At 42.2% G+C, this 13,008-nt stretch carries 8 protein-coding genes; 5 read left to right on the forward strand and 3 right to left on the reverse strand.

The features are described from left to right. Positions 1–39: 39 nt before the first annotated feature. Entirely contained in the window at positions 40–1,737 is a 1,698-nt protein-coding gene (locus tag NBH15_RS09680) for a tetratricopeptide repeat-containing sensor histidine kinase (protein WP_250822571.1), read from the reverse strand. A gap of 153 nt (positions 1,738–1,890) precedes the next feature. Here NBH15_RS09680 and NBH15_RS09685 point away from each other — a divergent pair, with 153 nt between their 5' ends. The 3 genes from NBH15_RS09685 to NBH15_RS09695 all read left to right on the forward strand — a co-directional run bounded on the left by NBH15_RS09685 (position 1,891) and on the right by NBH15_RS09695 (position 3,616). Then, complete coding sequence (locus NBH15_RS09685; protein ID WP_250822572.1) at positions 1,891–3,072, forward strand: vWA domain-containing protein; 1,182 nt, start codon at positions 1,891–1,893, stop codon at positions 3,070–3,072. A gap of 140 nt (positions 3,073–3,212) precedes the next feature. Then, positions 3,213–3,455 (forward strand): ATP-binding protein, encoded by a 243-nt coding sequence (locus tag NBH15_RS09690; protein WP_186961878.1) that lies wholly within the window; start codon positions 3,213–3,215, stop codon positions 3,453–3,455. Continuing rightward, the gene (locus NBH15_RS09695) at positions 3,452–3,616 is read left to right on the forward strand and encodes a hypothetical protein (RefSeq protein WP_222622157.1); all 165 of its coding nucleotides are present in this window, start codon (positions 3,452–3,454) and stop codon (positions 3,614–3,616) included. The genes NBH15_RS09690 and NBH15_RS09695 overlap by 4 nt, the downstream gene beginning before the upstream one ends. Positions 3,617–4,174: 558 nt before the next feature. Here the strand turns inward: NBH15_RS09695 and htpG are convergent. Continuing rightward, on the reverse strand, positions 4,175–6,226 hold the full coding sequence (gene htpG / locus NBH15_RS09700; protein ID WP_128135381.1) for a molecular chaperone HtpG: 2,052 nt from the start codon (positions 6,224–6,226) through the stop codon (positions 4,175–4,177). Between the two features lie 111 nt (positions 6,227–6,337). Then, positions 6,338–8,899: an ATP-dependent Clp protease ATP-binding subunit gene (locus tag NBH15_RS09705; protein ID WP_128135382.1), complete on the reverse strand. Its 2,562-nt coding sequence runs from the start codon at positions 8,897–8,899 to the stop codon at positions 6,338–6,340. A gap of 221 nt (positions 8,900–9,120) precedes the next feature. Between NBH15_RS09705 and gyrA the strand changes: the two genes are divergently transcribed. After that, on the forward strand, positions 9,121–11,697 hold the full coding sequence (gene gyrA, locus NBH15_RS09710; RefSeq protein WP_007656618.1) for a DNA gyrase subunit A: 2,577 nt from the start codon (positions 9,121–9,123) through the stop codon (positions 11,695–11,697). A gap of 40 nt (positions 11,698–11,737) precedes the next feature. Next, positions 11,738–12,958, forward strand: a complete 1,221-nt coding sequence (locus NBH15_RS09715) for a tetratricopeptide repeat protein (protein ID WP_128135383.1) — start codon at positions 11,738–11,740, stop codon at positions 12,956–12,958. Positions 12,959–13,008 lie beyond the last annotated feature (50 nt).

The following is a 13,008-nucleotide window of genomic DNA, read 5'->3' on the forward strand; positions in this document are numbered from 1 at the left end:
AAATAATAAATATATCCTATAACAAAATTTCATGCGCAATCAGACAATAAGGGGGAATCTGAGCAGGACGATCACGCCTGTATCTTCATCATTTCCTTCCTTCTCAATAATTTCGATCGTGATATGCATACCGTACAAGCTGTTCAATAGGTTGATACGCTCACGGGTATTAGTCAGGCCGCGTGAATGATGCTCTTTCTGGTGCCGGGTTTTAAGCTCGTTGCTTTTTTTCAGTCCGATCCCATTGTCTTCGATTTTAACACAAAGACTATTGCCTTCCGGCTTTACGGACAGTTTCAGCAGGCCACCGGACTCTTTATACCGTAAGCCATGCCAGATCGCATTTTCCAACTGGGGTTGTATCAGCATGTTAGGCACAGATATATGGTCGGTGTCAAGCGATTCATCCACATCTGTCTCGTAAACAAACTTATCGCTGAAACGCATGTGTTCCAGATCGAGGTATTCTTTCAATTGTTCGAGCTCCGTCGAGAGCGGCGTAAAGTCTTTATTGGAGTTTTCCATTATATTTCGCATCAGGCGGGAATAGGAGGAAAGATACTTATTCGCCTCCAACTCATTATTCTGGGCAATAAACTGATTCACACTATTCAGGCTGTTGAAGATGAAATGAGGATTCATCTCACGGCGCAACGACTGGAGGGCTATCTTTTTATTCTTCCGTCTGATGGAATACCAGGCTTTGACGATAAACACGAGAAAAATAAGGATCAGGACAATCGAGCCGATCAGTACATAGTTGAAGGTGTTTTTCTTTCTGATCAGTTCGTCTTTCAGGATACGTTCTTTCTCCAACTGGGCGATACGGGCTTCATGTGCCTGAAAGAATTTCTGGTCTATCAGTGTGCTGTCCGATTTAACCAGCGGTTCCAGTTTTTCCATAAAGTCTGCATATAAGTCCAAGGCTTTCCATTGCTGGTTCCCTTTCCTGTATTGCTCGACCAGCTGTTCCAGGCTTTTCTTAGCCTCTATCGTATGGCCCTCCTTCAACGCCATATCATAGGATTGCTGAAGGGAGGCGAGAGCTTTTACCTGTTGGCTATCGGCGGCATATACTTTGGCAATTTCTCTTTGTACCTTGATGGTTTCTACCGGTTTGTCCTTCACTTCAGACAATATGCTGTTCAGGTTACCTATGGCGGCTTCCTTATTATCCATGACCAGGTTGACATTTGCCATCTGATGGAAGGCGGCGACCCGATCCTCCTGTTGTTCCGGTTTGTAGGAGGTGTTCAGTAATTCAATATTTCGCTGTATATAAGGAGATTGTGCAACTGGGTTTGAGATATTCTTTAACCGGTTCACATCATTCGTATTCAGTTCAATAAAATTAGTGTCCTGTGACAGGTGGGCGGCATTGCCATAACTTAAAATAGCCTCTTGTATCTTCCCTTGTATCTCCTGTATCCTTGCCATTTCACGGTCGACCCGTGCTATCTTTTCATTGTTTTTGATTTTGTAAAACAACTGGCGGGCACTGATAAGATAATTCATTGCTTTCTCGTATTCCCCCTGTATCATGAGTGTTTTTGCCAGTGCTTCATAATCCGTCGCAACCGAATAATCCGACTTTCCGCTTTCCAGTGACGTGGAGAGTTTCATCACTGCTTTTCTGGCACTGTTTTGATAGACAGGAGGAACGGAATCCTGTGCTGTCATTGTTATGCAGGGACCTGTTAGCAGCCATATTGTCAAATATATAATCAGTCTGTTCATATCATGTTTTATTGAGATTGTAAAGTAAATATAAGTAAAACATTTATATCCTATATTTCACCAACTCAAAACGCCGGTTCACACATTCTTCCCGGAATCTTAATTATTAACATTCTATTTTTGAGCCATAAACCTATTAAAAAAATTCCGAATATGAAAAGAATTATTCTACTATGTGTCTTATTCACAGCATTAACAACATCAATAGGCTGCATACTGGAAGCCAGAAACGTAACGGCGAATGCAGAGCCTGCCAGTACACCGGTCACAAATGCCGTAACTGCCAAAAAGACGAAAATACAGGTTGCTATCCTGCTGGATACTTCCGGCAGCATGCAGGGACTGATCGAACAGGCTAAATCCCGTCTGTGGAATATAGTCAATACACTCACGACGCTGAAATATAAGGGAGAGACACCGGAAATAGAGATTGCCTTATACGAATATGGCAGTTATATGCTGTATAAAGGTGATTATATCCGGCAAATAACCCCGTTGACAGTCGATCTCGACCTGATCTCGAAAGAATTATTCGCCCTGACAACCAGCGGAAGCGAAGAGTATTGCGGTACAGTCATCCAGCGGGCAGTAAAAGAGTTGGAGTGGGGGCGAAACGAAGCGGATATGAAACTGGTCTATATTGCCGGCAATGAAGAGTTTACGCAGGGTTCTGTCTCTTACAAAACGGCTATTGCCGATGCCTTGAAGAAGAATATATTTGTCAATACAATCCATTGCGGTGATGAAGAAATCGGTGTCCGTGACTATTGGAAGGATGCCGCTTTGAGAGGAAACGGTAAATTCTTCAATATAAATGCCGATGCGACTGTCCGTGCCATCAAAACACCTTTTGACCCGCAGATCATCCTATGCAACAATAAGTTGAACGATACTTATGTCAGTTATGGCTCTACCGGGAGAGAACGTAAAATGAATCAGATTGCCCAGGACAAAAATGCCGGCACAATATCGTCGGCCATTTATGCCGAACGTGCCGTAAGCAAATCCGGAGCTGCTTATAAAAATACGTCATGGGACTTGGTAGATAAGATGAAAGAAGACCAAAACATCTTGTCGAGCATCCAAAAGGATGAACTGCCCAAAGAACTGCAAAACAAGTCTACAGAAGAAATAAAGAGCATCATCACCCAAAAGGAAGAGGAGAGAACTGCTATCCAAAAAGAAATAGCCGAACTGGCAATCAAACGCCAGGCTTATATCGAAGAACAACTTAAAAAGGAAGGAGATGAAAGCGGAGACGATCTGGGTAAGGCAATCACCAGTTCCATCCTGACATTTGCCAACCTGAAAGGGTATACGGTGGAAGCAGAATGATGACTAATATTATGTATATTATTTATCGAATAGTTGTTTTATACCTGTAATTTTACTTTCTTTACTTGTATTGAAACCTGCAGTTCCGAAATGCACAGTTCGGAACTGCAGGTTTCGGAAAACGATAAAAGGTTGATAATATGAAGTTTTATAACAGAGAAAAAGAACTGAAGCAGTTAAAAGAGATAGGAGAGATGTCTTTGCATAATGCTCAAATGACTGTTTTAATGGGGCGCAGGCGTATTGGAAAAACAAAGCTCCTTTTTAAAGCGACAGAAGGAATTCCTATGCTCTACTTTTTTGTAGCACGCAAATCTGAACCAATGTTATATACAAACCTGGGGGCTATTGGGATCGAAAAGGAGAAAACGAAATCGATTTGATCGCCTTAGATGATTTTGATAAAAAAGCGATAGTAGCAGAAATAAAACGAAATAAGGAAAATATAAAATTGGATAAACTGGTTCAGAAAGCAACTTCCATACAAAAAGAACTGAGGGGGTATGATATTGAATATCGTGCGTTGAGCATGGAGGATATGTAAGTTTCAATTACATAGTTTTTTCCGTAAAAGACCGTTCACCCTTCACCCGTACAATGGTAATATATTATTATACAGGTTATTATAATCGCGAATAGTAGGTGAATGAATAAAGAAAAAGGTGAACGGTTACTTTAAACCATTCACCTTTTGAAATATAAATGAATACATACCGAGGAAGTAAGTTCAGAGCTATTGGAAGATAAGGCGTGAAAAGGTACTTGTTTACTTATTGACGTAGGCCATTAAGCTTGCCGATATACGTCGCAATGCTTACCGAACCACGTCGACAAGCTTAACGACGTAGGTCGGTAAGTCAATAGCTTATTATACCAGAGATAAAAGTAAAAGACTTTTGAGTTAATACATAATAGCTTGGCTATTACAGCACAGTAATATAGAAAAAAAGGTGAAGGGTTTAGAGATACCTTTCACCTTTTTCTTTATTCATTCACCTATCATTCACGATTGTAATAGCCTGTATGATAATATATTAATACTGTACAGGTGAAGGGTGAACGGTTTATATGATATTTTATACATAGTGAGTAATTCACTTATTTATCCGATCAGCTGAACACTGCGTTTGATGAATTGGCTCAATGCTTCACCTTTCAGCATACCGTTGGCAAGCAGTGCCAGGTCAATTAACTGGCTGACCAACTTATTGCTGCCTGCATATTCAGCCAGGATTGCATTACGTTGTGAAGTCAGTTCGTCGATCTTATGGTTTGTGTTTGTCATATCTTCTTTTTCAGCAGAAGTGATCTCTTCTTCCTTTTTCTTGTTCTGCGCTTCACGAAGGTCTTCCTGACGTGCTTTCCAGCCTTTCAGGTCCGCCTGGATCGGTTTCAGCTTTTCTTCGCAGTTCTGTTCTTCCTCAGAAAGTACCTTCTTAACCAATTCGTGATCGGTATTCAACACAAGATTGTAGTTGTCAGGCATTTCTCCGTAGAATAACATTCCCGGCTGCATAGCAGACATTTCACGCATACGACGCATGTATTCGCTCTGGGTCAGCATAACCGGATTAGAGTTTTCACCCAATGCTTCGAATGTAACGATGAAATCGGTCTTTTCGATCTTCGGCAGTTGGCTTTTGAACATTTCCTGCAAAGCATTCTTCTGGTCTTCATTCAGTGTAACCTGACCAACGTTATCCTTACGGATCAGATTGTCGATCGTATCGCTGTCCACACGAACAAAACGGGTTTTGTCGAATTTCTGCTCCATCTGGCTGATAGCATGGACATCCAGCTGGCCGTCCATAATCAATACACTATATGCTTTATCTTTAGCAGCCTGGATATAGCTGTACTGGTCGTTTACATTCGTAGTGTACAGATAGATCAGGTTGCCTTCCTTATCTGTTTGGTTGGCTTCCACCAATGCTTTATATTCTTCAAATGTATAATATTTACCGTCTACGTCTTTCAGAAGGGCGAACTTGGCACCACGATCATAGAACTTTTCGTCGCTCAGCATACCGTACTGGATAAACAGTTTCAAGCTATCCCATTTTTCTTCGAACTGAGGACGGTCGTTTTTAAACATTTCTTCCAGGCGGTCGGCCACTTTCTTTGTGATATGATTGGAGATCTTTTTCACGTTCTGGTCGCTCTGTAAATAAGAACGGGAAACGTTCAATGGAATATCCGGAGAATCGAGTACACCGTGCAACAATGTCAGGAATTCAGGAACGATACCTTCTACGGAATCGGTTACAAATACCTGGTTGCTGTATAACTGGATCTTGTTACGATGCAGGTCGAGGTTGCTCTTGATGCGCGGGAAGTAGAGGATACCGGTCAGGTTGAACGGATAATCCACATTCAAGTGAATCCAGAACAACGGTTCTTCCGACATTGGATACAGGTCGCGGTAGAATTTCTTATAGTCTTCATCAGTCATATCGGCCGGTTTGCGAACCCATGCCGGAGTGATATCGTTGATGATGTTATCTTCGTCGGTATCGACATATTTACCGTCTTTCCATTCCTGCTTTTTACCGAATGCGATAGGAACGGGGAGGAAACGGCAGTATTTTGTCAGCAGGCCGCTGATCTTGTCTTTATTCAGGAAGTCTTTGTTTTCGTCGTCGATATACAGGATAATATCTGTACCACGGTCGTCTTTCTGTGTTTCTTCCAACGTATATTCGGGAGTGCCGTCGCAACTCCATTTCATAGGAACAGCGCCTTCTTTATAAGATTTGGTTACAATTTCCACTTTCTTTGAAACCATGAAAGAAGAATAGAAACCAAGACCGAAATGTCCGATGATGGCGGCTGCATCGTTCTTGTATTTTTCTACGAACTCTTCAGCACCGGAAAATGCGATCTGGTTAATGTATTTGTCAATTTCTTCGGCTGTCATACCGATACCACGGTCAGAAATCTTGATGATCTTGTCATCGAAACTAACCTGAACGGTCAGGTCGCCCAGCTCTCCTTTGAATTCACCGACAGATGCCAGGGTTTTCAATTTCTGTGTAGCATCTACAGCATTCGACACTAATTCACGAAGGAAGATTTCGTGATCACTATACAAAAACTTCTTGATGATAGGGAAGATGTTCTCACTTGTAACACCTATGTTTCCTTGTTTAGCCATTTTGTTTATATTTTTAATGTTATAATAATTCGTTTGACGTTACGATATAAACAAAAAAAATGCCAGATAGGTTCTATCTGACATTTTGACTTTATTACCGGAAGAAACGACTTATTCCTGTCCTTTCTTTTGTACGGATGTTACTATTTTCTGTTCATCTTTATTGAAGTCTACAACGATCTTGTCGCCTTCGCCAACGGATGCACGGATTATCAACTCGGCCATTTCATCTTCCAGATATTTCTGGATGGCACGCTTCAGCGGACGGGCGCCAAACTGCACATCGTAGCCTTTCGTTGCAATGAAATCTTTTGCCTCGTCGGTAAGTACCAGTTCGTAGCCCAGACCACAAACACGTTTGTAAAGTCCTTGTAACTCAATATCAATGATCTTGTGGATCGCATCTTTATCAAGCTGGTCGAACATGATGATATCGTCGACACGGTTCAGAAATTCAGGAGCGAATGCTTTATTCAGTGCTTTCTGAATCACGCCGCGAGAGAAGTCCTTATCCATTTCGCCGGCTGCTTGCGAACTGAATCCGACACCACGGCCGAAGTCTTTCAGCTGACGTGTTCCGATATTGGAAGTCATGATCAGGATCGTATTCTTGAAGTCGATCCGTCTGCCAAGACTGTCAGTCAGGCGACCTTCGTCCAATACCTGCAACAGCAAGTTGAATACATCCGGATGCGCTTTTTCGATCTCGTCGAGCAATACAACGGAGTAGGGTTTACGACGAACCTTTTCCGTCAGCTGGCCACCTTCTTCGTAACCTACATATCCCGGAGGCGCACCGATCAGGCGGGAAACCGCGAACTTTTCGAGATATTCACTCATATCGATACGAATCAATGAATCAGCCGAATCAAACAGATATTCAGCCAACTTTTTAGCCAAGTGAGTTTTACCTACACCCGTCGGGCCGAGGAACATGAAGGTTCCGATCGGTTTGTTCGGGTCTTTCAATCCTACACGGTTACGCTGGATCGCTTTTACGATCTTCTGGACGGCATCGTCCTGGCCGACTACCTGCTTCTTCAAGTTGTCAGCCATTTCCAGCAGTCTCAGATTTTCTGCTTTGGCAATACGTTGAACAGGTACGCCTGACATCATGGCTACCACTTCGGCTACTTTGTCTTCGTCCACTGTTTCACGATGTTCCTGCAATTCCTGTTCCCACTTAGCTTTCGCTGCTTCCAGCTGCAACAGATACTGACGTTCTTTATCACGGAAACTTGCAGCCAGTTCGAAGTTCTGTGACTTTACGGCAGCCAGTTTTTCGGTTTTCGTATCTTCTATTTTTGCTTCCAGTTCCTCGATACTCTTCGGTACTGTAATATTAGATATATGTACGCGAGAACCGGCCTCGTCCAGAGCATCGATTGCCTTATCCGGGAAATTACGGTCGCTGATATATCGTTCTGTCAGCTTTACACAAGCATCCAGCGCCTCGTCCGTATAGATCACATTGTGATGTTCTTCATAACGGGGCTTGATATTTTTCAGGATCTGCAATGTCTCTTCTGCTGTTGTCGGGTCGACGATCACTTTCTGGAAACGACGTTCCAAGGCACCGTCTTTCTCAATGTTTTTACGATATTCATCCAGCGTCGTAGCACCGATACATTGTATTTCACCACGTGCCAGCGCCGGTTTCAGCATATTGGCAGCGTCCATAGAACCGGAAGCCGATCCTGCTCCGACAATGGTATGGATTTCATCGATAAACAAGATGATGTTCGGATTCTTTGAAAGTTCGTTCAAAATTGCTTTGATACGTTCTTCAAACTGGCCGCGGTATTTTGTTCCGGCCACGATAGAGGCCATATCCAGACTGATTACCCGCTTATCGAATAACACACGTGATACTTTACGCTGGATAATGCGCAGGGCAAGTCCTTCTACAATAGCAGATTTACCCACACCCGGTTCACCGATCAGTACCGGATTGTTCTTTTTACGCCGGCTTAAAATCTGTGCCAGGCGTTCAATCTCTTTCTCACGACCAACGATCGGGTCCAGGCGGTTTTCGGCAGCGGCACGTGTCATATCCGTACCGAAGTTGTCCAATACCGGAGTATCGTTCGGTGACTTGGGCTGTGCGGCACCGGTACCTGAAGAGGAGCGGGGGGATTCCTTACGTGAAGAGAAATCTTCTTCTTCATCGTCCTCGTCATCTGTATAACCGTCACTGATTTCGTCTATCTCTTCCAGTTCTTCCATACGGTTCATGTTTGTTCCGTTTGCCAGATCGTTATATACGTTACGGTAGTTTATACCGGCTTCACCCAATACTTTGGCGGCAACATTGAACTCTTCTTTCAGAATAGCAAGAAGCAGATGTTCCGTACCTGTCTCATCTGTTTTAAACAAACGTGACTCCAGCATACTCATGCGCAATACGCGTTCAGTTGTTTTACTGATGGCTATATCGTGTAATTCAGACTCTTCAGTTTCAAATGTATTTTTGATCTCCTGCTCAATCCTCTTCTTTATATCGAGTACGTCGGCATGCAAATCATGCAGTAACTGCATGGCTTTGCCATCACCGTCGCGGATGATACCAAGCATTAAGTGTTCCGGCCCGATATAACTGTTCTGAAGCCTGGCGGCTTCTTCGCGGCTATATTCTATAACGTCGATCAGCCTTTTCGAATAATTATTTTTCATACTATATGAATCCTTATCTATTATAATAATGTACTGTGAATGCAAAATTAATAAACTCTCTATATATACCTAACAAATTTCATGCCATTATTCCTTAAGAAAAACCCAATATTTCTGAATAATAAAATTTCAGCGTAAAAACTTTCGTGATAATGGGAAAAGCGTTACCTTAGTGCACTTTTTAAAAGATGAGATATTGAGTGTAATTAATATAAAACTAAATGGTTGATCAAGACAGAATTATTAAGATTAACATCGAGGAGGAAATGAAATCGGCGTACATTGACTATTCAATGTCTGTTATTGTTTCGCGCGCCCTTCCGGATGTTAGGGATGGTTTTAAACCGGTTCATCGTCGTATTTTATTTGGAATGAATGAATTGGGTAATACATCCGACAAACCTTATAAAAAATCTGCGAGAATTGTTGGTGAAGTTTTAGGTAAATATCATCCACATGGTGACTCGTCCGTCTATTTCGCAATGGTTCGTATGGCACAAACATGGTCGATGCGTTATACGTTGGTTGATGGACAGGGTAACTTCGGTTCAGTGGACGGTGACAGTCCTGCCGCTATGCGTTACACGGAGGCAAGATTAAGTAAACTTGCCGAGGAAATGCTCCGGGATATCGAGAAGGATACGGTAGATTTTCAGTTAAACTTCGATGACACGCTGAAAGAACCGACTGTATTGCCGACCCGTATTCCTAACCTGCTGGTAAATGGTGGTTCAGGTATCGCTGTTGGTATGGCAACCAATATGCCGACACACAATTTGAGTGAAGTACTCGACGGATGTATTGCCTATATCGACGCTCGCGGAGATATTGATGTAGAAGGATTGATGCAATACATCAAAGCTCCCGACTTCCCGACTGGTGCCACAATTTACGGATATGCCGGTGTAAAAGAAGCATTCGAAACCGGTAGAGGACGTATCATTCTTCGTGGTAAAGCAGAAATTGAAGTAGAAAATAATCACGAAAAGATTATTATCACTGAAATCCCTTACCTTGTTAATAAGGCAGAACTGATCAAGTATATAGCCGACCTGGTTAATGACAAGCGTATCGAAGGTATTTCTAATGTAAACGATGAGTCAGACCGTAACGGTATGCGTATCGTCGTCGACGTGAAACGTGATGCCAATTCAGGCGTTGTACTGAATAAATTATATAAGCTGACTGCCCTGCAATCTTCTTTCAGCGTAAACAATATCGCTTTGGTTAACGGCCGTCCTAGACAGTTAAACCTGAAGGATATGATCAAGGCTTTTATTGAACATCGCCATGAAGTTGTTATCCGTCGTACCCGTTTCGAACTGAAGAAGGCTGAAGAAAGAGCGCATATCCTGGAAGGTTTGATCATTGCTTCTGATAATATCGACGAAGTAATTGCTATCATCAAATCATCCAAGAGCCCGAACGAAGCCATCGAACGTTTAATGGAACGTTTCTCTTTATCGGATGTTCAGGCACGTGCAATCGTTGAAATGAGACTTCGCCAGTTGACCGGACTGGAACAGGACAAACTGCGTGCAGAATACGAAGAAATTGAAAAGTTGATCGCCCGTTTGAAAGAGATTCTTGAAAATGAAGATGTTCGTATGGACGTTATCAAAGGAGAATTACAAGAAGTAAAAGATAAGTTTGGCGACGAACGTAAAACAGATATCGTATATGCTTCCGAAGAACTGAATCCTGAAGATTTCTATGCCGATGATGAAATGATCATCACTATTTCCCACATGGGATACATCAAACGTACGCCGCTGAGTGAATTCCGTGCACAAGGACGCGGCGGAGTAGGAGCGAAAGGCTCGGTAACACGCGACGAAGACTTCGTGGAATATATCTATCCGGCTTCTATGCATGCCACTTTGTTGATCTTTACAGCAAAAGGCAAGTGCTACTGGCTGAAAGTATATGAAATTCCGGAAGGAGCTAAGAATGCAAAGGGTAGAGCTATCCAGAACTTATTGAACATTGAAGCGGATGATAAAGTAAACGCCTTTATCCGCGTGAAGAAGCTGACTACTGACACCGAATTTATCAATTCACATTATCTGTTGTTCTGTACCAAGAAGGGTGTTATCAAGAAAACATTGCTTGAAGCATACTCACGTCCGCGTCAGAATGGCGTAAATGCGATCACATTGCGTGAAGACGACGGCCTGATCGAAGTATGTATGACCAACGGAGACAACGAAGTATTGATTGCTAACCGTAACGGACGGGCTATTCGTTTCCACGAAAGTGCGGTTCGCGTCATGGGACGTACTGCTTCCGGCGTTAGAGGTATGACATTGGATAATGATCCTTCCGACGAAGTGGTAGGTATGGTATGTATCAAGAATAAGGAGACCGATACTGTACTGGTCGTATCTGAACAGGGTTACGGAAAACGTTCGAATGTGGAAGATTACCGAATGACTAACCGTGGCGGTAAAGGTGTCAAGACGATCAACATTACTGATAAAACAGGTAAACTGGTTGCCATCAAGAATGTGACAGAGGAAAATGACATCATGATCATTAACAAGTCAGGTATCGCTATCCGTATGAAAGTAACAGATTTGAACGTCATCGGCCGTGCAACTCAAGGTGTTCGCCTGATTAACCTGGGTAAACGTAATGATGAAATAGCCTCGGTATGTAAGGTATTGTCCGAACCGGATGAGCAGGTAGATGAAGAAAGCGCTGAACTGGATGCTCAGAATGAAAATAATGAAGAATTAACCGGTTTTGATGGATCTGAAGATATCGCAAATGATACTGAAGAGACAACAAATGAATAATTTAAACAAATAGAAATATTAATCTCAAATTACTATCACAATGAAACGATTATTATTAACAGTTGCACTATGTGTTGCAGCATCATCTGCCTCTTTCGCTCAAAAGAAAGCCGTTAAGGAGGCGCAAGGAATAGCAAAAGGAGACAAGGCAGACTTCACTGAAGCAAGAGCCTTAATCAAAGGTGCTTTGGAAAATCCTGAAACAAAGGATGACGCCCAGGCATGGTATGTTGCAGGTTTCATCGAAGACCAGCAGTTCAGTGCTGAAAGAACAAAACAGATTTTAGGACAACAGCCGAATGAACCGGTTATGTACGAAGCATTAGGTGCTATCCTTCCTTATTTTAAGAAGGCTTACGAACTGGATCAGCTTCCTAACGAAAAAGGTAAAATCAAACCTAAATATTCTAAAGACATTAAGAGTATTTTAGGTGCTGACCACGTATATTATTTCAATGGTGGCGCTTATTATTTCGATCAGAAAGATTATAAGAAAGCTTACGATTTCTTCAACCAGTATCTGGAAATCTCAGAACTGCCTATGTTCGAAGGAACTCAGACTGCTGAAAAAGATTCTACTTTCATGACTGTTCAGTTCTATGCAGCAGTTGCAGCTACTCAATTGCAGGATTCTCCTACAGCAATCAAAGCTCTGGAACGCGCAAAGAGCACAGATTTCAGACTGAATGATATTTACCAGTATTTGGCTTACGAATACCAACAGGCAGGTGACAGTGTAAACCATGTTAAGACTCTTGAAGAAGGTTATTCAAAATTCCCCAATGAAGACTTCTTCCTGATGAGTTTGATTGACACTTACATCCGTTCAGGTCAGAACGAAAAAGCAATAAGTTATCTGAATACTGCAATTGCACAGAAACCTTCTGAAAGCCAGTTGTATCATGCACTGGGTATTGTTTACGAAACAGGTACTAAAGATTACGCTAAAGCTGAAGAAACATTCAAGAAAGCATTAGAAGTCAATCCGGAAAGTGTTGAATCGATGTCTGCTTTGGGACGTATATATTACAACCAGGCTGTAAACAAACAGGGTGAAGCTAACATGATCAATGATAGCAAGAAATATCAGGAAGAATTGACTATTGCAAAAGATCTTTTCAAACAAGCTCTTCCTTATTTCCAGAAAGCTCACGAAATGAAACCTGGCGAATCAGAATATATGGTTGCTTTAAGAGGTATCTATTATAATCTGAACATGGGTCCGGAACTGGAAGCTATCGAAGCTGAAATGAACAAATAATAATCATTTCATTATATATAAAAATAGCCGTCTCTGTTGAGATGGCTATT

The organism is Parabacteroides caeci (assembly GCF_023656795.1).
Taxonomy (GTDB): domain Bacteria; phylum Bacteroidota; class Bacteroidia; order Bacteroidales; family Tannerellaceae; genus Parabacteroides; species Parabacteroides segnis.